Origin of the sequence: Leeia speluncae (assembly GCF_020564625.1) — a bacterium.
Taxonomy (GTDB): domain Bacteria; phylum Pseudomonadota; class Gammaproteobacteria; order Burkholderiales; family Leeiaceae; genus Leeia; species Leeia speluncae.
Genome location: NZ_JAJBZT010000009.1, coordinates 72,490 through 95,676, shown reverse-complemented (window position 1 = coordinate 95,676; position 23,187 = coordinate 72,490). Strand labels below are relative to the sequence as shown.

Below are 23,187 nucleotides of genomic sequence, written 5' to 3'. Positions count from 1 at the left end.
CATCTTTTTAAGGTTTAAGGAGTTTTCATGGCAAATAGCGCTCAAGCTAGAAAGCGTGCGCGTCAAGCCGAGCAAGCTCGCCAGCACAATGCCAGCCAGCGTTCAGCACTGCGTACGGCTATCAAAAAAGTGCGCAAGGCGATTGAAGCCGGTGACAAAGCAGCTGCACAAGGTGTTTTCCAGGCATCACAAGCTATCGTTGACCGTATTGCAGACAAGAAAGTTATTCATAAGAATACTGTAGCTCGTTACAAGAGCCGTCTGTCTGCTGCAATCAAAGCTATGGCTTGATTGTAAACAGTCAAACTTCCATTAGGAAGTAAGCGTAAAGCCACCCATTGGGTGGCTTTTGTTTTTTCTACGATGCTTCAGATGTCATCCTGAATATCCGGCATCAGTCGTCATGATCAGTCGGTACGACTTTTAGTACTTCTTCTAGTGTTGTTAATCCAGCCGCGATTTTTTGTGCGCCAGACAATTTCAGTGGTTTTAAACCGTCCTTCATTGCTTGTAGCTTTAGTGTGTCCGGTGCAGCTGATTTACTAATTAATCTTTTTAAGTCTGGGGTAACGGTTAGCATTTCATATAAGCCGACACGGCCTTTAAATCCGGTCATACGGCATTCCAGGCATCCCACTGCTTTATATACTTTGTTGGGCATTGGGGCTTTGTATGGTTTTAATAAATCATTCCATGCCATTTCATCTAGTTCATCTGGCGCTTTACAATGTGGGCAAAGTGTCCTGACCAGACGCTGAGCCATGACGCCGACTAAGCTTGCGGTGATTAAATATTCAGGCACGCCTAAGTCAATTAAGCGAATAATGGCCGAGGGCGCGTCATTTGTGTGAAGCGTGGATAGTACTAAGTGCCCCGTCAGCGCTGCTTGAATAGCCATTTCAGCTGTTTCTTTATCCCGTATTTCGCCAATCATAATGATGTCTGGGTCTTGGCGTAGTAGGGTGCGTACACCAGAGGCAAAATCTAAATCAATTTGTGATTGCACCTGCATTTGGTTAAATGAGGGCTCAATCATCTCAATTGGATCTTCAACGGTACAAACGTTTACTTCATCATTGGCTAATTGTTTGAGTGTGGTGTAGAGGGTTGTGGTTTTACCAGAACCTGTTGGCCCTGTTACCAATACAATGCCGTGAGGGCGTTGGATAAAACGGTTCCAATTGGCTTGGTCATCCGATGAAAAACCAAGCTCGGAGAAATTTTTAATCAAAATTTGCGGGTCAAAAATCCGCATCACTAACTTTTCACCAAACGCGGTTGGCATGGTGGAAAGTCGCAGTTCGATTTCGCGTTGGTCAGGTGTTTTAGTCTTGATTCGACCATCTTGCGGACGTCTTTTTTCAGCTAGGTCCATTCTGCCGAGCGCTTTGATACGCGCAATAATAGCTTGCATGACGGTTGTTGGTACTTGATAGGCATTATGTAGTACGCCATCTATGCGGAAACGGATATTCCCCATATCCCGCCTTGGTTCTACATGAATATCTGAGGCTCGTTGTTCAAATGCATATTGAAAGATCCAATCAACCAAAGAAACAATGTGGTGATCATTTGCGTCTAGCGTGCCTTTTTGCCCGAGTTCGACGAGCTGTTCGAAATTTTGTAGAAAATTCTGCTGGGTAACTTGATTACTCGCTTTTTTCACAAAGCGAGACAAGTTATAAAACTCTGGCAGATATTTGGCGATATCAATGGGGCTAGCTAAGACACGAACGATCGTCCGATTCAGGATTTTCGTTAACTCTTCTTCCCACTCTCTAATAAATGGCTCAGAAGTCGCAATTGTCACGGTGGTTGGTGTTACTTCAATCGGCAAGATGCCATAACGGCTAGCATACGCATGGGTCACAACACCACCAACGGCGGCGACATCTATTTTAAGCGGATCAATAATAAAATAAGGAAGGCCAACTTTTTTGGATAACCAACTACCTAGGTAATCAATAGAGATTACTTCATTGGTCGGTGACGCACATTTCCAATTTTGTTTTGAAATCAGTGTGAGAGGATGTACATCGCTGTTGATCGAGGTTCTGGCGGGTATCAGGAAGGCTTCTGCAACGCTTTTTGGTAATACCCCATCCTCAATTAATGCTTCAATAATACCTTGAGTCGACAGACGTCTATCATGTGCCGAGCGAATGGGTAAAAAGACACGCATGGGTAGTCCTGTAAACGGGATAAATGAGTAACTTGCGGAGTGTAACGAATTTACTTGTCATGTTGTGTGCAAATTCGTTAAAACTTGTGGCTAAGCAATATGTGTAAATCGATTTGTTTGCAAATATTGCCGTATCCAACGCAAAACCTCACTTTCACCTTGCCCACTTCGCCAATATAGTCGCACTTCTAAGGCTGGAAAAAATAAATCTGTACTACTGAGTTCAACCAATTTTCCGTCAAGCGTAGGATATTGGACAATGTTCACAGGTAAGACCCCCCATCCCAGATTTAACCGAGCAAGTTCAGCGACTGCATATAAGCTATTTGCTCTCCAAACTTGTGGGCTAATTCGCTCTTCTTCATCCTCATCCACCTGATTTGGGGAGAGGATTAATTGACGGTAACGCGCCAATTGTCTTCGCTGGATTTTTGGTTTGCCTGCAAGTGGGTGTTCATGTCCACAAACCATGATACGTGGTACGGCACTAACTGGAACTGATTCGATCGTTGGTGGGACAGGTTTTCGATGAAAGCCTAGGGCAATGTCTGCCTGATTGGTTTGTAGCCAATCGACAATATTTTCCTGAGAACCATGTAGTACATTGAGTTCTATTTGTGGGTAGGGTTTAGCCAATGCACTTAATAAGGCTAAGGCTGGTGGGTAGGGGAGACCCTCATCCATTGCAAAGGTGACACGACCTACCTCAGCTTGCCCAAGTATGAGTGCTTGGTTATTCAGTGCATCACATTGCCTAAGAATCTCTCTTGCCTCGGGTAGTAGGCTTTTCCCTTGGTTTGTTAGCGTTGGTATTTTTGTGCTGCGATCAAAAAGCGATACGCCTAAACTAGATTCTAGCAGGCCAATTGCGGTGCTAATGGCAGATTGTGCTCTTCCCAACTTTCGTGCTGCCGCGCTGAAAGAGCCTGAATCTACAGTGGTCACAAAAGTGACTAATTGATCGAGTGTCCAATTCATCTATCTATTTTTCAGATGGTAATTATCTTTAACGATATATTATTTTGAATTATTGTACGCTTCGCAACGTTTGACAAGGAGTGACAAGATGAATGCTTACCTACTATTAACTTTTGCAATCTTCTCAGAAGTGATTGCAACCACCTCGCTAAAAGCCTCTAATGGATTTACTCGTCCATTGCCGTCTGTTTTAGTGGTGATAGGGTATGGATTTTCTTTTTACTTGCTTGCGCTTGTAATGAGAGCACTACCTGTTGGTGTGGTATATGCCATTTGGTGCGGTGTTGGCATTTTGCTGGTCATGGTGACTAGTTTCTTTGTCTTCAAAGAAATGCCTGATTTGCCTGCCATTATTGGTTGCTTAATGATTGTTGGTGGCGTATTGGTCATTCAACTTTTTTCCCATACTAAAGCACATTAAAGTACGAGATTCGGAAATAAAAAAAGCGGGGCGAGTCCCCGCTTTTTTCATGGTGTTCGCTAAGAATTAACCTAGGCGAGCAGCAACAACATCCCAGTCTACCAATTTCCAGAAACCTTCTAGGTAGTTAGGACGGCTGTTACGGTAGTCGATGTAGTATGCGTGTTCCCATACGTCACAGGTCAACAATGCGGTATCAGCAGTTGTTAGTGGGGTTGCAGCAGCAGATGTGTTAACGATGTCTAGAGAACCGTCAGCTTTTTTCACTAACCAAGTCCAGCCAGAACCGAAGTTACCAGCAGCAGATGTATTGAAAGCTTTTTTGAATTCTTCCAAAGAACCCCATTTTGCATTGATAGCATCTGCTAGTTTGCCAGCTGGTACGCGTGCATCACCTGCATTTGGCTTGAAGCCTAGCCAGAAGAATGTGTGGTTCCAAACTTGAGCTGCGTTGTTGAACAAGCCACCAGCTGGTGCTTTTTTAACGATCTCTTCCAGAGAAAGCTCTTCGTTCTCTGTGCCTTTGATCAAGTTGTTCAAGTTGGTGATGTATGTCTGGTGGTGTTTGCCGTAGTGGTATTCTAGGGTTTCTTTAGACATGTGAGGAGCTAGTGCGTCTAATGCGTATGGTAGTTCTGGCAGTTTGTGTTCCATTTGCTACTCCATTATTTAGTTTCTAACAGTGAGGTTGGCTGATTGTTATATGGCATCAACCAAAGAAAAAGGATAGCGGACTTATATAACTAATGCTTTTAAGCTTATAAAACAAGCAAATATGCTGCTTCCGTCATCATGCTTAGTTTATAGAACAACGGTTTGACCGACAATAGTTGACTAAAATGATAATCTATTTTTTCAGAAATTTTCAGTTTGCTTTGCTTGTGAGCGAAGACAATACCCCCCCTTTATGCTATCTTGCTGCCCATACCAACTTGCAAGTATCGAAGCAATAGCGCGGTTTTCGTCAGGAAAAGCATTGAATCTAAGCCGCTATGTGCTAAGGTATAGATAATGATAACTATGGAGCATTCATGAGTTTGCTTGCATTGGTTCTAGCGTTGTTGCTAGAGCAATTTCATCCGTTAGGCAGTCGAAATCAGTTTTTCCTCCTATATACCCGTTTTTCCAACCTGATTGAACGGAAGTTCAATGCCGGTGAATATGTTCACGGCGTGGTGGGCTGGTTACTGGCGGTTGTCCCCGCTTGTTTAATCGCTTGGGCAGTGTATGCCGTCTTGCACCGTATTAATCCATTTTTGGGGTTAGCTTGGAATGTAGTGATTCTTTACCTCACCATGGGATTTCGGCATTTTTCTAGTGCTTTTTCCGGTATTTCAGAGTCGCTACAGCAGCAAGATTTGCATAGTGCACGTGAATTGCTATCTGGTTGGACAAATCAACCAACAAGCGAGATGACCGAGTCGGAAGTCTCTAAAGTGTCTATTGAACAGGGGTTAATCGACTCGCACCGCTATGTGTTTGCGACGATCTTCTGGTTCTTAATGTTGCCAGGCCCAATTGGTGCTGTGTTATATCGTTTATCGTCTCGTTTGTTCGATAAATGGGGTCAACGAGCAGAGCGAACGGACGATTTGTTTGGCCGCTTTGCTGCGACGATGCATAACTTGTTAGATTGGATACCTATCCGTTTAACAGCGGTTAGCTTTGCGATTGTGGGTGATTTTGAAGATGCGGTGTATTGCTGGAGAGCGCAGGCGGCAAACTGGGCAAACTACGCTTACGGTATCTTACTCGCGAGTGGTGCTGGCGCTATTGGAGTGAGACTGGGAGACCCTGTTCACCAAGACCATACCGTGAAATATCGCCCTGAGTTAGGTGTGGGGGACGAGGCTGATCCAGACTATCTAAAGAGTGCTGTCGGACTAATTTGGCGTGGTGTTTTGCTATGGTTATTAGTAGTGCTGTTGCTATCGTTATCCCATGCGATCTAGTTGATAACAGTTCTTCAATTTTTAAAAAACCGCTGAGAAATCAGCGGTTTTTTTTATGTCTTTTTGCGGTTTGCTGAATAAATAAGTTTACAACTTTATGCGAGGTGAAAGACTGGGTAAAGGTTGGGCGAATACTTCCAAAAAATCGATATGCTTTTAAATTCGATAATACCGTTGAGTTATTTAAAGTGGCAATTCATCTGTAATTAGATGTCATGTCAAAAATGCCAGCGTAGCATGTATTTTGTATATAGTGATTTTGGGGAACTACAAATGAAGCCGTCAAACCATCGCAAAACAAGGCGAACACATCCAAAACTAATTGTTACATTGGTAGCTGCTGGTTTGGTCGAAATGGCTGCTTCTCCTGTGTATGCTGATTCTCCCTATCCAAGTGTTCCTCAGTACTCGGCGGTTACCGTACCCCCAAATATTATGTTGCTATTTGATGATTCTGGATCAATGGCGTCTTGCCCCTCTGGCAGTTCGTCCCCTTGTACATCAAAATTAAGTACAGCAAAAAGCGTATCAACTACATTAATTACAAATAACAGTAGTATGAAATGGGGGCTTTTTTCGTTTCAGACGGTTTCTGGTATTATGCGATCGCCTGTTAAAAGTCGAAGTGCGGCTGCTGATTTAACTGAGATTAATAATAAAATCAATGCATTAACTGCCTCTTATATTACGCCATTAGCATCGACTTACAATGAAATTACTCGATACTACCGTGGGCTAACTTCTCTTTATGGTAGAGATACTGATCCTTTAACAGCGGGTACCCAGAATACTGCATACTCGTCACCAATTCAGTACCGATGCCAAAAAAACTTTGTCATTATTGTGACGGATGGCGAGCCGAATGAAAATTCATCCGTGACTTTCCCAACGGAGTCCGCTTCTAATACTTCCAAGTTGCCTTATCGTGATAATGCAACATATCCGGCCAGCTATAGTACGCGTAACACTACCTCATTAGCTTATCTTGCAAAATTTATGCATGAAGTAGATTTGGTCCAAGGGGGAACAGATGCAGATGGTGTTTCATTTGATGCGACTGATTTTCCAAAACAGACGGTTGCAACCTACATGGTTGGATTTGATGCGCCTAGCTCTGCAAACTCTGTCTTTACAAATACGACAAGTTGGGGGGGCGGTGAGTATTACACAGCAAGCAACCAAGCCAGTTTGGTGAGTTCTTTAAATTCGATTCTGCAGAGCATTTCTAATCAGGTTGCGAACTCAAGACAGGTGATTGCTAGTACGTCGACGGTTGAGTCTGGTACCAAAATGATCAAGGGTATTTATGATACTTCTGACTGGCATGGCGATATTTTAATTGCTGATTATAATGGAGGTAATCCAAGTTGGGGTTCTGCCACGAGTGCTATGACGGTGATGAGAGCGGCGGCCGCCGCTAGTTCTACTTGGTGGAGTAACACAAGAGTTGTCTTAACAGGATTGGTTTCAGGAACGACTACAACACCACTTGTTTTCAATAAATCGGTATTGCCATCCTACACTGCATACTGGAACTTGTTAGGCTCAACAACCGCTGCAAAACAAAATGTGGTGGATTTTATACGTGGTAAACAAGGAATATCAGGCTTTAGAACCCGCCTAGATTCTGCTAGCCAAGCCCAATTACTTGGTGATTTCTTAGATACGAACCCTGTTCATGTAGGTGCGCCAAGTGGCTCTTCTAATCTAACTGATTACGCCACTTTTAAAACTAATAATGCTTCTCGGGCAATGGTATTTGCTGGTGCGAATGATGGCATGCTCCATGGATTTAGTACATCTTCTGGCTCCGAGATATTGGGGTATGTTCCTTCATCTGTGTACGGTAACTTACCTGACCTGACTAGCACTAGTTATGGGTCCACAGTGGCACACAACTATTTTGTGAATGGACCCTTAATCGCGACAGATATTAAGATACAACGTTCAGGGGAGTCCGCTGCGAGTTGGAAAACCATTCTTCTTGGCTCTCTTGCTCAGGGCGGTAAGGGGGTATTTGCACTAGATGTGACAAGTAGTGCTAACTTTACAGAAACAACCCCAAGCAAGACTGTCATGTGGGAGTACACAAATAAGCATGATGCCTCTGTCGGTTATAATTTCTCAAAAGCATTAATCACAGTCGCAAGAACAAGTAGCACCACAGCTGAACCGGTGGCAATTATTCCAAGTGGTTATGATAATAATACGACCGACTCTCCAAATGATACGATCTCGGACTCATCTTCTACCAATAAACTGTATGTAATTCGGTTAAGTGATGGTTCTTTAATTCGTTCTATTAATGTGCCAATCACTGGCGCTGGACTTTCAGCGCCTGCGGGTCTTGATGTCGCTCAGGATGGCATTATCGACTATGTATATGCGGGTGATATCAACGGGAATCTATGGCGATTTAATTTAACCTCTAGTACGCCAAGTGCATGGTCTGTTGCAAGTAGCCCCATTTTTGTGGCGAAAAATAGTTCAAATGAAACTCAGCCAATTTTTTATCGGCCAGTGATTACAACCGCTAAAGACAGTAGTGGCAATAAGTTGGGAACCATGATTGTCTTTGGGACTGGTAGATTACTTACAACGGCTGATAGAACTAGCACATCGACACAATCACTTTATGGTGTATTGGATCGATATAACAGCTCTTCTGATTCGTTCACTTCAAATAACTTATCTAGATCTAACTTAATCCAGCAAACGATTAATACGTCACGTGAAATTGATGTGACGGATACTGCCAAGTTAGTTGGTAAGTACAGAAATATTTCCACAAACTCTGTTGATTTAACAGATACAGGTGTATTCGGTTGGTATATAGACTTGCCTGATTCTGGTGCACGAGAGGCGGCCAATCCACGCATCGAAGAGGCTAGTGATGGATCGATTTCTGCTGTGTGGTTTCCAACGGGACAACCTGTGTCATCTGGTCAATGTACTGCCGGAGGTGAAGGATGGCTTTACTCTGTGAATGCACTAACAGGAGCGCCTTTAACTACCTCATTCTTAGATATTGACCAAGATGGTTATGCTGAGGTTGGGGATAATTTAGATTTCAATAATGATGGTTCTGTAACAGAATCGGCTGTTGATTCTGCTGCTGGGTACAAACTAACCTTTTATCCTGGGGAGCTATCTCGAATTGGGCTTTCAACGACGACAGTCAGTAATGGGGTTACTTCCTCTACAGGATCATTTGGGGATTCAGGAAGCTTTGTAGCATTGAAAGATTCAAACGACTCTGGCGTATTTACCCAAATGTCTGGTGGTGGCGGAACCTCTGGAAATACAGTAACGGTAGCGCAAACACCGGTAAATGGGACAACAACACTAGGTTCAGCTACATCAACTACTACATTGACGTTTAATAATAGCTGCTTAGGGACATCGTGCTCTTCAAGCGCTGCTAGCAAAGTAAAGGTAAATCGAATTTCTTGGCGCGAATTACTGTAGTCGATAATGAGCGAGTCTTAGTGAGTTGCTAAGGCTCGCTCATTTTTTTGTTATTTCTTTTTTGATTAATCTTGCCAATGTTGCCCTAGGCGTTTTAGAAGATCATTCTTCGTCATGTATCCAATCAACTTTCCATCTTCTCCTATCACAGGCACCCGCTCCCCTTGATGGGTGACAAATACATTAATCGCTTCTTCTACGAGGTTGTCTGAGCGAATTCTTGGGTAATTCATTCGAATATAGCAATCAGGTACATTGAGCATTTCTGCTAAGGCTTGTTTGCTCTCTAGCGCTCTGAAGTCATGAAGAGAAATCGCACCTAAAAAGCGAAACTCGTTATCGGTCACATAGATATGTGGCCAAAGATAGGTTTTAAATAGTTGGTCAGCTATTTCGATGTTCGGCGGATAGGCCAAAGTGGGCGGGTCTTTTTTGATTAGATGATCGATGGGTGTTGTACCTTGGTGGCTTTCTGGTAAGGCACGCGCGTAAACAGATGTGCTGCCAAGCCCTTTTGACAGAATAAACCCACATACGGTTGAAAGCATTAGCGGCACAATGGCTTGTGGGGCTTGTGTCATTTCAAACAGCATGAGGATTGCCATTAATGGCGCATGTGTTGTTGCACCTAAAAATGCCCCCATGCCACAGATAATCCAAATCGCACTGTTTGCCATATTTGGCTGAAAAAAAGCAGCGATATGGAATGCGATTGATCCCATGATTGCGCCGACTAATAAGGAGGGGGTGAAGATACCGCCAATGGCACCTGAACCAGTAGAAACCGCTGTGGCGCTGACTTTATATAACAACAAGACAATTAAAGCGGTAAGCGATAGCGGGTTTGCAAAAAGAAAGTTGACCGTTTCATAGCCATTTCCCCATACCGCAGTTTCACCAACAGATAGCACACCAACAATTAGCCCACCAACACCAAGTTTTCCCCAAAGTGGAATCGGGGTTTTTTGAAATAGTTGTCGCGTGATATTTAGGAGTTTTAGCAAAATAGGCGCTGCAACGCCGGCAATCATGCCAATCAGTGCGTACCAATACCAGCTAATGCCTAGGTGTTGAGCTAGTGCAGGGAAATGATAAATAGCCCCTTCTCCGATGAATGAGCTAGAGATAAGCTGGGCAACTGCAGCGGAAATGACAAGCGGCGCAAGGGTTTCAAACGTGATGGTTTGTAAGATGATTTCACTAACAAAGAGGGCTGCTGCGATGGGGGTGTTGTAGGCGGCGGTGATGCCTGCTGCTGCCCCACAGGCAACGAGTAACCTCTTGTTTGGAAGATGAGAAAGGAATTGATTCAGTAATAATGAGCCGCTTAAGGCGGCCAACTGAATCATCGATGCTTCTCGTCCAATCGAACTCCCTGAGACAACCGAAATCGCTGACGAAGCGGCACGAAGTAAGGATTGCTTAATTGGTAGACTGCCGTTACCTAGGGTAATGGCTTCCATATAGTCGGTTTGTTCACCAGCTTGGTAATGCACTTTTTGCAAGATATAGCCTGCAAGTATTCCACCTAATGCTGGGGTGAGTATCTTTAGCCAGTCAGGCAAGAGGCTGGCCGTATGAACCGGGCTATCGGGGTGCTGATATAAGAAGAGGCTCAATAAATTGAGTAACCCGCGAAACCCTTGCGTCGCTAAAGCGCCAATGGCACCAATGACGACGGCGATACAAAGCGTAACGACGAGTTTGTTGTATTGGCTTTTCCGATGTCTCATGTGGTAAGCCTGACTAGAGGATGACATGATTGTACAGTGAAAAAAAACACCCATCGAGGAGATAAATCGATGGGTGTAAGGAGAGAGGGGTATTATTTAGCTAGTGCTTGTTTAACGGCTGCTAGACCATCACCACCAGTGGTGGTTTGTACACCTGCTAGCCAGCTAGCAACCAATTGTGGGTTGGCTTTTAAAGCTGCTTTTGCGGCGACTTTTGCATCTTGTTTTTTGTCTAGTACATCAGTGATGATGTCATTTTCCATATCGACGTTAAATTTGATTTGTGTGAACAATTTGCCTAGGTTAGGACATTGTTTAGCAAAACCCTTACGTGACACGGTATGTACACTCGCACTGCCGTAGTTCGGGCCAAAATAGGCATCGCCATCCGCTAAGTAAGATATCTTGAACTTGGTATTCATCATGTGTGGTTCCCAAGCCAAAAAGACAATCCATGCTTTATCGGCAATTTTGCGAGACACCTGGCTGAGCATACCGGCTTCACTTGATTCAACTAATTTCCAGTCTTTCAAACCGAAATCATGTTTGATTAGCATATTTTGAATATTACGGTTTGCAGGGGCGCCAGCTTCAATACCGTAGATTTTGTTTTCAAATTTGTCGGCGTTCTTTTGTAAATCATTAAAGCTTTTTACCCCTGCCGCTGCGACATAGGCAGGCACCGCTAATGTGAACTTAGCTTGTGGTAAGTTGGTTTGCATGACTTCAATGCTGCCATCTTTAATCGAGCCTTCCACCATCGGTTTTTGGGCGGGCATCCAGTTACCTAGGAATACATCTGTTTGGCCCATTTGTAAGCCACGGAATGTGATAGGGACCGATAGGTTATCTACTTTGGGTGTGTAGCCCAGCGCCTCTAATACCACTTCAACCATTGAGTTGGTTGCTTGAATATCCGCCCAGCCTGGTTCAGACATTTTGACGGTTTTGCAGCTATCTGGATCTGCTGCCATCGCAATGGTGGAAATACTTGCGGCAATGGTGGCAACAGAAAACTTAAAAAGGGCAGTGCGACGCATAATGACTCTCTCCTGACATTGAGGGTTACTGCAACATAAATTAATTAGTTAAGCTAGTGTTTTCACGGTCAAATGCAGTGGTTAACTGCATTTGCCGCGTAAAAGGGTTAACCGCCGTGACCAAAGACTCTTGGGAATCTGGCCATGGCTTCTAAGGTGTCTAGTTCAATATGATTTCTCATATATTTCTGACTAGCATCTTGGAAGGGTTGGAAGTCCCATGCTTTACGATGCCCTTTTACTTGAGCTTCATAATGGAACTGGCGACGTTTTTGACTTTGTAGAACCGATTTGGTGAGCGTGGCTAAGTCCCAGCGCTCTGCAATTTCAGCATGGAATTTGGCGACTAGATCTGCATAATCGATTAATCCAGCTAAGTTTTGCTTTTCTAGTGGATCTTCTTCTAGATTAAACAGCATGTCGGGATCTGTTGGACTATAGATAAACTTCCATGGGCCGCGACGAATCATGAGTAGCGGAGCAATGGCGCCTTCGCCTAGGTATTCGCCAATCACTTCATCGTGACCGCCGTTTTGGGTGAGGTGTGGCCATAAGCTACGACCATCTAGTTGCTCTGGGTGTGCAGGTGCGTCTCCGTTGTATGCTATGTCGTAGACGGTTGGCAAAATATCTGCGAGTGAGACAGATGCTTTAATACGACCAATTCCAAATTTTTCAGGTGCGGAAATGATCAGTGGTACACGAGTAGCTCCCTCGAAGTAACACATCTTGTACCAAAGACCACGTTCGCCGAGCATGTCGCCATGGTCTGCTAATAACATCACAATGGTGTTCTCGCTTTGACCGGTATCTTCTAGCGCTTGCAGAATTTCTCCGATTTGATCATCAACAAATGCCACTGAACCATAATAAGCATGGCGTGCATTACGAACTTGTTCATCACTAATCGGACTGTTATCCATATCGCTTACATGACGCAGACGCAGGGTATGCGGGTCTTGCGGTACATCTGCGGCGCTAACCTTTGGCATGTCGATTTCATCATGCTGATAGCGATCCCAGTATTTTTTAGGAATGGCGTAAGGATCGTGCGGGTGGGTCATCGAAACTACCATGCAAAACGGACGTTTATCGTCAGTTCTGACTAGGTCATAGAGCTTTTGTTTAGCCGCAAACACGACTTCTTCATCAAAATCTAACTGATTGGTCCGAACACACACACCTGCATCCGTGACAGAACTCATATTGTGATACCAGCTAGGACGATCTTCTGGTTTGCTCCAATCCGGTGTCCATCCAAAATCGGCAGGGTAGATATCTGTGGTGAGGCGTTCTTCAAAGCCATGCATTTGATCTGCGCCACAGAAATGCATCTTGCCGGACAAAATAGTGTGATAACCCGCGTGGCGTAGATAGTGGCCAAACGTCAGGACTTCGGATGGTAGTTCAGATGCATTGTCATAACCACCAATTCTGCTTGGCAATTTGCCAGACATAAACACATAGCGGGATGGCGCGCACAACGGACTATTGGTATAGGCTGACTCAAATACTTGGCCATTGGCGGCTAGCTTATCGATATTTGGTGTTTTACAGACCTTATTGCCATAAGCAGCTAACGCACCAGGGGTAAGCTGGTCTGCCATCAGAATCAAAATGTTTGGTTGTTTACTCATCGCCGTGATATACCTATGATTCATCATGATTACTTATGTTAATCATGTAGTTGAACGAACAATGATTCATAATTTATACATAGATAGCCTTGCTGTGAACATGGGCTTTTAATATGAAGACATAAGAAAATCTGATGGCAAACTTGCAAGAAATACCCGGCTTACAAGCGCTGCAATATTTTGAGTCAGCCGCTCGGCACTTAAACTTTACAACGGCCGCACAAGAGCTTGGCACGACTCAGCCGGCTATTAGCGCGAGAATCCAGCAATTGGAGTCTCGCCTTGGCGTGCCGTTATTTAAGCGCCAGCATCGTGGCGTTGTGTTAACGCCAGATGGCGCACGCCTGATGCAAGCGGTACAAGAAGGGTTGGGGATTATTGCGAATGTCACTGAAGATATATTAGCGAGGCAAAAGAAACCGGTATTAACGGTGGCAACCGACTTTGGTTTTGCCGCCTATTGGTTGATGCCAAGGTTGGGTGCATTAAGAGATTTTATTCCCGATTTAGATGTTCGGATTGTCACTTCTCAACAGGCCATTGATATTCGAGATGGGATGGTGGATGTCGCCATCGCATTTGGAGAGGGGAACTGGCCAGGGTGTGTCGCTGAAAAACTACTCCCTGAGCAAGTCATTCCCGTCTGTACGCAAGTATTTAAAGAGACTAAAGGCTTAGACCAAATGGCCGCTTGGGCAGATATCCCTCTCATCCACTTAGAAAGGCCTAACCCCGTTCGTTGGCTTGGATGGGACGATTGGTATTCATCTCATCATTGGCCAATCCATCATCAGGGGCACGATGTTACCTTTAATAACTACCCATTAGTGATTCAAGGCGCAATGGCAGGGCAGGGGGTTGCCCTAGGTTGGGTACCGCTAGTACAAGATTTGCTTCAGCATGGACAGTTGGTGCGTGCATATGATGAGCCCTTAGAAACTGAAAGGGGCTATTTCATAGTGTTACGAGAAGATACACGCTTAGCGGGTTACATTAAGCTATTTCGAGATTGGATTCGTGGTGCTTGTGGAGTGGGGAGATAGACTATCTCCCATAATGATTAACGCTGAGTTTGGTCTGGCCTATGGAACCAACCATTCGGCAGTGAGACTTTGATTTTCTAACCAGCAAAATTTCGCTCGACGCTGATTAAATGGCGCCAAGTAAAGCCAATGCAATTCAGATACTTTGATGGTGATAACGGCAAAATGCTTTTTGCCCGGCAAACTTTCAGTGTCGGTTGGTGCCCTGTAGGACAAATCTCTCGCTAGTCCATTACCCGGGCGAAGTAGTTTTTCGCCTGGTCCAGGAGTCACCAAGTAGGCTCTTTTTGAGTGAGGTTTGGCTTTTTGCCAATATTGATCCGCGATTGCATCTTGCTGATGAATCGTCGCAATCCCTTTTAATTGCACCTGAATTTTCTGAGCGTGATCATAAAATTGCATCACAAGATGCTGCTGGTGCTGTAAGTCTTTAATTTTCTGACTACGGATATCCGTATAAAAAATGACTTCACGGGTAGCCGATCTAGCCGCGCGCAATACAACGGTTCGTACTTGTGGAAAACCCATTTCATCAACAGTAGCAATTACGGGTAAATGCGCTCCCACACGAGGGTCATTTACACCTTGTTCGATTAATCGCCATGCATGGACGAGCGTTTCATCCAAATTGTCAAAAAATGGGTTTACCATCCCTTTTATCGCCTAACTTATTTACTTGCCGGAAAAATATTCAAAATACCATCTAGGCCTACATGGTCAAATGCAGCAGATGCTACCGCTTTTAACACTTTTTTGCCTCTAAACGCAACAGAGAAACCTGCTGCTTCGAACATCGCTTTATCATTTGCTCCATCACCAAAAGCGATTGTTTGTTCTTTGTTTAAGCCAAGATCATCCGCTAAGCGCATTAGGTGGTGTGCTTTTGCATTCGCATCAATAATATCGCCCAAGACGTTGCCGGTTAACTTGCCATCAATAATTTCTAATTCGTTGGCAATTGTCCAGGTTAAGCCAAGTTCAGCTTGTAAGCGACGGGTAAAGTAGGTAAATCCACCAGAAATCAGTAGGGTTTTGATTCCTTGCTCGTGCACCGCAGCTAACATTTCTCTCGCGCCTGGCTGCAACTGAAGACGCTCTTCGTAGATGGTGGCTAATACAGACTCATCTAGACCGGCCAATAGGGCAACACGTTCCCGAAGGCTAGAAGAAAAATCTAATTCCCCTGCCATTGAACGCTCTGTAATGGCAGATACTTGCTCTTTCAAGCCATTCATATCTGCAATTTCATCAATACATTCAATAGTAATCAGGGTCGAGTCCATATCCATCGCAACCAAGCCAAACTCGTCTAATGACATGGCTGGTGCAAAAACATAGTCGATTGGCAGTTGTGCACAAATTTCATCAACAGCAGGTTTCTGATACTTATCGACACCTGTAAAACGGTACGCAAATTCTGACGGCTGCTCTACGCCTGTCGCACAAGCTGCTTTTGCCACTTGTTGTAAAATGGGGAGGTCAATGGCTTGTGTCGATTGTAAAATTAGATTCATTGTTAACTCAGTTCTTTCAGTAGTTCTTTAATTCTGGCAATGCGAATACCTATTTCAGGTAGCTTGCTTTCAACTTTCAGCTTTTCCGGCCCTGCTAGCTTGTAGTGACGCTTCGTCTGTATCAGCGTAATAATCTTCATCGGATCGATTGGCGGATTTGGCTTAAATTGGATACTGATGCCGATATCGGTTGCATCAAGCTTCACGATACCCAATGGCTTTGCCATTAGACGGATACGGTGGGATTCTAATAACGCTTGTGCAGGATCCGGTAATAAGCCGAAACGGTCGATTAACTCTTGGTGTAATTCATCTAGCTGCTCGAAGGAATCACAGTTTGCCAACCGTTTATACATGACCAACCGTTCGTGAACGGATGGGCAATAGTCATTTGGTAGTAGCGCCGGTACGTGAAGATTAATCTCTGAAACCACTTCTAATGGTTGAGAGAAATCAGGTTCAATGCCTTTCTTCAATGCTTTTACCGCTTGGTTCAGCATCTCTGCATAAAGATTGAAACCAATCTCTTGAACTTGGCCGCTTTGCCCATCGCCTAATACTTCACCTGCACCACGAATTTCCAAATCATGCATTGCTAAATAGAAGCCAGAGCCAAGCTCTTCCATCATCTGGATCGCTTCTAATCGTTTGATTGCTGCCGTGGTCGTTTTCTCTGGGGTGAGTAAGTAAGCGTAGGCTTGGTGGTGGCTTCGACCGACACGTCCACGCAATTGATGAAGCTGGGCTAAGCCAAACTTATCTGCGCGATGAATAATAATGGTGTTGGCGTTAGGAACGTCAATCCCTGTTTCAATAATCGTTGTACAAAGGAATAAGTTAAAACGCTGTTGGTAGAAGTCTCGCATGACCTGCTCAAGATCACGCTCACGCATTTGTCCATGGCCAATACCAATGCGCGCTTCAGGGAGTAACTTTTCTAACCTTTCGCGCATATTTTCAATGGTATCTACCTCGTTATAAAGATAGAACACCTGTCCACCACGTTTTAATTCACGCAGTACGGCTTCTCGGATAATGCCGTCCGATTCATTTGCCACAAATGTTTTAATAGCCAATCGGCGTTGTGGAGCGGTGGCAATAACCGAGAAATCACGCAACCCTTCCAACGCCATCCCTAAGGTGCGAGGAATTGGTGTGGCGGTGAGTGTTAACACGTCTACTTCTGCACGCAGGGCTTTGAGCTGTTCTTTTTGGCGGACACCGAAGCGATGCTCTTCATCAATAATCACTAGACCAAGACGTGAGAATTTAATATCGCTCTGAACAAGGCGGTGCGTACCGATCACAATATCGGCAGAACCTTCTTCAAGCATTTTCATCGCCTGAGCTTGCTCTTTTGCCGTCCTGAACCGCGAAAGTTCTACTACCTTAATTGGCAAATCTGCAAAGCGATCGCAGAAAGTTTGATAGTGTTGTTCTGCTAGTAGGGTCGTCGGGACGAGAACGGCTACTTGTTTGCCGTCGGCAACGGCCACAAAGGCGGCCCGTAAAGCGACTTCTGTTTTACCAAAACCAACATCGCCACACACCAAGCGATCCATTGGTTTGCCAGAGGTCATGTCTTTAATGACGGCTGCAATGGCAGCGGCTTGGTCTGGTGTTTCCTCAAAACCAAAACCATCAGCAAACGCAGCGTAGTCGTGCTCGTTTAGGCCAAAGGCGTAGCCTTGGCGAGCAGCACGTCTAGCGTATAAATTCAGTAGTTCAGCAGCGGTATCTCGTACTTGCTCCGCTGCTTTTTTCTTCGCCTTTTCCCATTGGCCAGAGCCTAGCTTATGTAGCGGGGCCGCATCTGCAGATACGCCTGCAAAACGAGAAATCACATGTAGTTGAGAAACGGGGATATAAAGCTTGGCGTCATCCGCATAGCTTAAGTGCAAAAACTCCGTCGCACCCTCACCAAGATCCATTGTGACCAAACCAAGATAACGACCAACACCATGCTGCTCATGTACAACCGGATCACCTTCTTTTAATTCAGAAAGATCGCGTAACAAGTTTTCAGTGTTAGTTTTCTTGTTTTGTCTTTTTTGCTGGGCTCGGTTTACATTGGCGTAGAGTTCTGCCTCGGTGATTAGATGGAATCCATCACAGCTAAAACCTTGCTGCGGCGTGCCGGCAACAATAGAGAAATGCGCTTTGCTACCCAAGAAAGAAGCAAAATCATCGGCAATTTCTGGTTGAAGGCCATATTCTTTTAGAAAATTGAATAAGGTTTCTCGTCTACCTAGTGACTCAGCAACAATTAAAATGCGCTTTTGGCTGCTATTGACCAATGTCTCGAGGCGAAACAATGGGTTTTCGGCTTTTCGATCGACTAATACATCGGGTGTTGCCGAGGAAACCGTAATTTCATTTTCAAGTTTTGCATCTGGGATACTGAGCATTCGGTAATGCTGAGTATGGGCAAAGAATTGTTCCGCACTTAAAAAGAGTTTATTTGGTGCAAGGAGTGGAAAGTCTTTGTCGCCTGATAACAATTTAAAACGGGAATTTGTATCTTTCCAAAAGCCCTGAATCGCATCATCTAATTGATGATGTAACACCAACAAGGTTTCTTCTGGCAAATAATCAAACAGAGTCGCTGTTTCATCAAAGAATAGCGGTAGATAGTATTCAATCCCTGCAGGCGTTAAGTTATTGCTAATGTCTTTATACAGACGAGACTTCGTTGGGTCCCCTTCAAACTGCTCTCGGAAGTTGCGTCTAAAGGTTGAAACCCCAGTTGCATCTGTTGGAAACTCGCGCGCAGGCAGCATACGAATTTCGGGAACCGGATAGAGCGTTCTTTGGCTATCTACATCAAAAGTACGAATCGTTTCCAGATCATTGTCAAACAGATCTAGCCTAAACGGTAATACCGCCCCCATCGGGAATAGATCAATCAAGCTGCCTCGAATGCTAAACTCACCCGGAGAATAAACCTGTGTGACATGTGTGTAGCCGGCAAGGGTAAATTGCTCACGTAGTTTCTCTAAATCTAAGCGTTGCCCTTTACTCAGCATAAAGGTATACGCCGCCAGATAAGATGGCGGGGCTAGACGATAAAGCGCGGTACTTACCGGAACAATGGCGACATCAAAATCTTTGTTTTGTAAGCGATACAGCGTTGCTAGACGCTCAGAAATCAAATCCTGATGAGGGGAGAAGTGATCGTAAGGTAGTGTTTCCCAATCCGGCAATACACTTATTTTTAAGTCTGGCGCAAAAAATACCAGTTCTTCCTTCAAGCGCTGTGCATTTTGGGCCGACGCACATAATACGGCGATTGGCGCGCCCGTTTTACTTATGTCTGCAATGGCTAAAGCATCAGATGCGCCATATAGTGGTGGCCATCTAAGGCGATTCCCCACTTTGGTGGCAGTTGTAAAAGGGCTTTGTAATGAAAGAACTGCTTTTTTTGTCATCATTTACCGGTGCGATGGAAAGCAAACTTGATCAAGCGGGATATTATACGCTGCTAAGTCATCTCTTTGCGTGTCAATTCGTTTACTAATTGTGTTATCAAAGATTTGACAATATTTCACCGAAAGCGGCTTGCGATCCGAATGTCGCTTCCTTACACTCGAGACATCCCAATTATTCATTCAATCAGAAGGATTGATTATTATGTTACGTAAATTATTTGCTACTATTTTTGCTTGTTTTAGCATGGTTTGTGCGATGGCGGCAGTGAACATCAATACGGCGACAGAAGCACAATTAGAAACGTTAAAAGGCATTGGTCCAGCAAAAGCGAAGGCTATTCTTGAGCACCGCACCAAAAATGGTCCTTTCAAATCGATTGAAGCATTAAAAGATGTAAAAGGAATTGGTGAGGCAACCTTTAATAGCATCAAGGGTGAAATCAGCACTTCTGGCGCCACCATGCCACCAGCTGGCAAGCCAGATGCTAAGCCAGCAAAACCGGACGCTGCTAAAGATGGCAAGAAACCAGAACCAATGAAAGACCCAAAAAAAGCTGAAAAACCAGCATCTAAGCCTGCGCCAAAAGCTGATAAAGCAATGAAAAAAGATGCATCAAAAGACGCTCCAAAAGATGCGAAGAAAAAGCCAGAAGAGAAAAAACAGTAAGCTGCTTATTGCTTACGATCAGAAACCGCCTTCCCCGGCGGTTTTTTTACGTCTTCATTTAAAGAAATGGAACCTAATACAAGGATTCTTAGTCTTTTCTATTCTGAACCCCGTGTTTTCCTTTACAATTTAACGATTATTATTTTTATTGCACGCTAGGCGACTTAGATGACATTCAAAACACTTTCGAATACGGTTGGCAACACCCCCCTAGTCGAACTCGTTAGACTTCCTTCGCTATTTGGGGTGCCCGCTTCAACGAAAGTCTTGGTTAAACTAGAAGGCAATAACCCAGCTGGATCGGTAAAAGATCGACCAGCACTTTCTATGATTAAGCGTGCCGCAGCGAGAGGCGACATCCAGCCTGGTGATACGTTGATTGAGGCCACAAGCGGCAACACAGGGATTGCCCTTGCCATGGCATCCGCCATGATGGGCCTTAAAATGATTTTAATCATGCCGGAGCACCTCAGCATTGAGCGTCGCCAATCGATGGCCGCCTATGGTGCCGAGATTATCCTTACGCCGAAAGAAATTGGCATGGAAGGCGCAAGAGATTTAGCGCTTCAAATGCAACAAGAAGGCAAAGGGAAAATCCTAGACCAATTTTCAAACCCTGATAATCCGCTTGCCCATTACGAAGGCACCGGCCCAGAAATTTGGCGAGATACAGAGGGTTCGATAACCCATTTTGTTAGTAGTATGGGAACAACGGGTACCATCATGGGCACTTCAAAGTATTTACTAGAACAAAATCCATCGGTGCAGATTATTGGCGTTCAACCGGAAGAAGGCGCGCAAATTCCGGGGATTCGTAAATGGCCTGAAGAATATTTGCCTTCTATCTATGATGCAAGCCGAGTCAATAAATTAGAGTATGTTAGCCAAGAAGCAGCGGAAGAGACGACAAGACAACTAGCCAAAGTCGAAGGCGTCTTTGTTGGCGTGTCTTCCGGTGGTGCATTGTATGCAGCATTGCAAATTGCAAAAGGGCAAGAGAATGCGGTGGTGGTCTCTATTGCATGTGATCGTGGGGATCGTTACCTATCAACGGGCATTTTTCCCGCCTAATATAGTAAGCAAGATATGATCAAGTCCCTTGTTCAATGGCTAGCGCTAGGACTACTACTCATGACGAGTAGTGCCTTTGCAGAGCAAGGGATGCTTATCCAGTTAGGCGCTATTCAATACCCAGGGATTTCCTCAGGACCTGCACGTCTTTTCTGGGGGGGGAATGGAAAAGCTGCACAACTGTCTGTCAAAAACGTAGTCGTTTCCGGTGAGCGTTTTCCAGAAGTAAGCATTCAATGCGCAGCGCTGACCCTTAAAACCAGACAGGTTAGCTGTAAAGACGGTTCCATTGCCTCTAAATCATTACCTGCCGCGTGGCAGTCATTAAAATTTGCGATTACTTACGATGTCTCTGGTGTGATCGATGTCGCAGCGACAACCGGTAATGGCAAACTTAGTTTGCAATATTCTCCCAATAAAAAACAGCCGAACATTACCGCGCAGCTTCAAAATCTTCCTGTGAGTGTCCTGCAGCCATTTGTTGCCGCTTCTCAACTTCAACTCTCGTCGGGGGATTTGTCTGGGAAAATCTCTTGGCAATTAGCCGATGGTCAAACCCATGCCAACATAACCGTATCCAAATTAGCGTTTGGAGATGAGTCTGGAAATAAAGCCGCTCAAGAGGTCTCGATCAACAGTCAAATCATCGGCAAGCTTTCAAATAGTGGCTGGCAAGGCAACGTGAATATGAATTGGTCGCAAGGGGAGCTTTATTTTGCGCCATATTATGCAAAGACCTCGCCTGACAAGGCCATCTCTTTTAATGGCGATGTACTTTGGGATAAAACCAATAAACGAATTCAACTCAGTCAAGGCTCATTAACGTGGCCTGGACTTGGTGCTGCGGCACTTGGCATGACGTTTGTAGATAGCCAGTTAGATGCTTTAAGTTTAAAAACGAAGTCTTTGTCGCTAGCCTCTAGTTACCAAACCATCTTAAAACCACTGTTAACAGATGGTGGTTTGCTGTCTGATTTAGAGGTTCAGGGTAAGGTTGATTTAAGTGTTGATTTTTCGGATAAAAAACTGAAGGCAATTGATTTATCGGTACATCAACTGTTTGCCGAAGATAAAAATGGGCGAATTGCAATTTATGATCTAAACGGGGTGATTCCCTGGCGGGCCAATGGGGCTTCAACGGCTAATTTGCGTTTAAATGGTGGAAAGGTTTTGGGGCTGCCTGTGGATGATACATCCATTGCTATTAAGCTAAAGGGCGATCAACTAGAAATTCCAACGTTAGATATTCCGTTAATGGGAGGGCATTTTTCGCTCTCAGGATTAAAACTCAAAAAAGAGCAAAATGGATGGTCTGGAGGTGTTGCCGGTGAAATAAAGCAGGTCTCGATGCCTAAAATGTCCGCTGCCCTTGGCTGGCCAACCATTGAAGGCGAGCTGTCTGCTAGTCTGCCTCGAATAGTCTTTGATCCAATAGAGCTAAAAGCTTATGGCCCAATTGAACTGGATTTGTTTGATGGGGTCTCATTCTTAAGAAATCTTAAATTAACAGAACCATTTGGGCGTGCGCCAAGGTTTACTGCCGATCTTGAAATGCAAAATCTTGATCTGGGCAAATTAACCAAGACCTTTTCTTTCGGCGCGATCGAAGGAAAATTAGATGTCACGGTAGATGATTTAACACTTGTCGATTGGCAAGTGACGGGTTTCGATGCCAAGGTGCAAAATAGTCCGGGCGACTATCGGAAACGAATTAGCCAGAAGGCGGTTGAAAATATTGGAGAGCTGGGCGGTGCTGGTTTCTCTGGGGCATTACAACGAAGCTTTTTACGTTTTTTTGATAGCTTTGGATATTCAAAACTTGGTTGGTCATGCAAACTTGTGAATAATGTATGCCATATGACTGGTATTGCGGATGCACCGAATGGATATTATCTAGTGGTCGGTGGCGGGGTACCTGCCATCAATGTGATTGGATTTAACCAGTCCGTTCACTGGTCTGAATTACTTGCTCGTATTAAGCGGATAACTGAAGGTGGAAAACCTGTCATGCAATAGGTCTTCCGCGAGATTGATCGTAACGATAGAAAGAAAG

At 44.6% G+C, this 23,187-nt stretch carries 17 protein-coding genes; 8 read left to right on the top strand and 9 right to left on the bottom strand.

Going from position 1 to position 23,187, the window contains the following annotated elements; translation table 11 throughout:
- Positions 1-27 precede the first annotated feature (27 nt).
- A complete protein-coding gene (gene rpsT / locus LIN78_RS14800) occupies positions 28-291 on the top strand; it encodes a 30S ribosomal protein S20 (RefSeq protein ID WP_227181631.1) in 264 nt (87 codons plus the stop codon).
- A gap of 103 nt (positions 292-394) precedes the next feature.
- Here rpsT and tfpB read toward each other — a convergent pair whose 3' ends face one another.
- Positions 395-2,182 carry a type IV pilus assembly ATPase TfpB gene (tfpB, locus tag LIN78_RS14795; RefSeq protein ID WP_227181630.1) on the bottom strand — a complete coding sequence of 596 codons (1,788 nt, stop codon included), beginning with the start codon at positions 2,180-2,182 and terminating at the stop codon, positions 395-397.
- Positions 2,183-2,272: 90 nt separating this feature from the next.
- Positions 2,273-3,160 carry a LysR family transcriptional regulator gene (locus tag LIN78_RS14790; RefSeq protein ID WP_227181629.1) on the bottom strand — a complete coding sequence of 296 codons (888 nt, stop codon included), beginning with the start codon at positions 3,158-3,160 and terminating at the stop codon, positions 2,273-2,275.
- An 88-nt stretch (positions 3,161-3,248) separates the two neighbouring features.
- Between LIN78_RS14790 and LIN78_RS14785 the strand changes: the two genes are divergently transcribed.
- Positions 3,249-3,581, top strand: a complete 333-nt coding sequence (locus LIN78_RS14785) for a DMT family transporter (protein WP_227181628.1) — start codon at positions 3,249-3,251, stop codon at positions 3,579-3,581.
- 66 nt (positions 3,582-3,647) lie between these two features.
- On the opposite strand, the gene LIN78_RS14780 is transcribed toward LIN78_RS14785, so the two are convergent.
- Positions 3,648-4,235, bottom strand: a complete 588-nt coding sequence (locus LIN78_RS14780; RefSeq protein ID WP_227181627.1) for a superoxide dismutase — start codon at positions 4,233-4,235, stop codon at positions 3,648-3,650.
- Positions 4,236-4,612: 377 nt separating this feature from the next.
- Here LIN78_RS14780 and LIN78_RS14775 point away from each other — a divergent pair, with 377 nt between their 5' ends.
- Together LIN78_RS14775 and LIN78_RS14770 are read left to right on the top strand one after the other, a co-directional pair.
- Complete coding sequence (locus LIN78_RS14775) at positions 4,613-5,533, top strand: CobD/CbiB family protein (RefSeq protein ID WP_227181626.1); 921 nt, start codon at positions 4,613-4,615, stop codon at positions 5,531-5,533.
- 273 nt (positions 5,534-5,806) lie between these two features.
- On the top strand, positions 5,807-9,001 hold the full coding sequence (locus LIN78_RS14770; RefSeq protein WP_227181625.1) for a pilus assembly protein: 3,195 nt from the start codon (positions 5,807-5,809) through the stop codon (positions 8,999-9,001).
- A 65-nt stretch (positions 9,002-9,066) separates the two neighbouring features.
- Here LIN78_RS14770 and LIN78_RS14765 read toward each other — a convergent pair whose 3' ends face one another.
- The 3 genes from LIN78_RS14765 to betC all read right to left on the bottom strand — a co-directional run bounded on the left by LIN78_RS14765 (position 9,067) and on the right by betC (position 13,411).
- Complete coding sequence (locus LIN78_RS14765) at positions 9,067-10,734, bottom strand: ClcB-like voltage-gated chloride channel protein (RefSeq protein WP_227181624.1); 1,668 nt, start codon at positions 10,732-10,734, stop codon at positions 9,067-9,069.
- 92 nt (positions 10,735-10,826) lie between these two features.
- Positions 10,827-11,774, bottom strand: coding sequence for a choline ABC transporter substrate-binding protein (choX, locus tag LIN78_RS14760; RefSeq protein ID WP_227181623.1), 948 nt, complete (start codon positions 11,772-11,774; stop codon positions 10,827-10,829).
- 107 nt (positions 11,775-11,881) lie between these two features.
- The gene (gene betC / locus LIN78_RS14755) at positions 11,882-13,411 is read right to left on the bottom strand and encodes a choline-sulfatase (protein ID WP_227181622.1); all 1,530 of its coding nucleotides are present in this window, start codon (positions 13,409-13,411) and stop codon (positions 11,882-11,884) included.
- A 134-nt stretch (positions 13,412-13,545) separates the two neighbouring features.
- Between betC and LIN78_RS14750 the strand changes: the two genes are divergently transcribed.
- The gene (locus LIN78_RS14750) at positions 13,546-14,454 is read left to right on the top strand and encodes a choline sulfate utilization transcriptional regulator (RefSeq protein WP_227181621.1); all 909 of its coding nucleotides are present in this window, start codon (positions 13,546-13,548) and stop codon (positions 14,452-14,454) included.
- A 39-nt stretch (positions 14,455-14,493) separates the two neighbouring features.
- On the opposite strand, the gene LIN78_RS14745 is transcribed toward LIN78_RS14750, so the two are convergent.
- The 3 genes from LIN78_RS14745 to mfd are packed head-to-tail and all read right to left on the bottom strand — an operon-like array spanning position 14,494 to position 19,396.
- A complete protein-coding gene (locus LIN78_RS14745) occupies positions 14,494-15,105 on the bottom strand; it encodes a pyridoxamine 5'-phosphate oxidase family protein (RefSeq protein ID WP_227181620.1) in 612 nt (203 codons plus the stop codon).
- A 17-nt stretch (positions 15,106-15,122) separates the two neighbouring features.
- Positions 15,123-15,968 carry a phosphoserine phosphatase SerB gene (gene serB, locus LIN78_RS14740; protein WP_227181619.1) on the bottom strand — a complete coding sequence of 282 codons (846 nt, stop codon included), beginning with the start codon at positions 15,966-15,968 and terminating at the stop codon, positions 15,123-15,125.
- A 2-nt stretch (positions 15,969-15,970) separates the two neighbouring features.
- Positions 15,971-19,396 carry a transcription-repair coupling factor gene (gene mfd / locus LIN78_RS14735; protein ID WP_227181663.1) on the bottom strand — a complete coding sequence of 1,142 codons (3,426 nt, stop codon included), beginning with the start codon at positions 19,394-19,396 and terminating at the stop codon, positions 15,971-15,973.
- Between the two features lie 202 nt (positions 19,397-19,598).
- Here mfd and LIN78_RS14730 point away from each other — a divergent pair, with 202 nt between their 5' ends.
- From LIN78_RS14730 to LIN78_RS14720, 3 genes are all read left to right on the top strand, one after another.
- Positions 19,599-20,063: a ComEA family DNA-binding protein gene (locus tag LIN78_RS14730; RefSeq protein ID WP_227181618.1), complete on the top strand. Its 465-nt coding sequence runs from the start codon at positions 19,599-19,601 to the stop codon at positions 20,061-20,063.
- A gap of 168 nt (positions 20,064-20,231) precedes the next feature.
- On the top strand, positions 20,232-21,134 hold the full coding sequence (gene cysM / locus LIN78_RS14725; protein ID WP_227181617.1) for a cysteine synthase CysM: 903 nt from the start codon (positions 20,232-20,234) through the stop codon (positions 21,132-21,134).
- A 15-nt stretch (positions 21,135-21,149) separates the two neighbouring features.
- A complete protein-coding gene (locus tag LIN78_RS14720; RefSeq protein WP_227181616.1) occupies positions 21,150-23,150 on the top strand; it encodes a translocation/assembly module TamB domain-containing protein in 2,001 nt (666 codons plus the stop codon).
- Positions 23,151-23,187 lie beyond the last annotated feature (37 nt).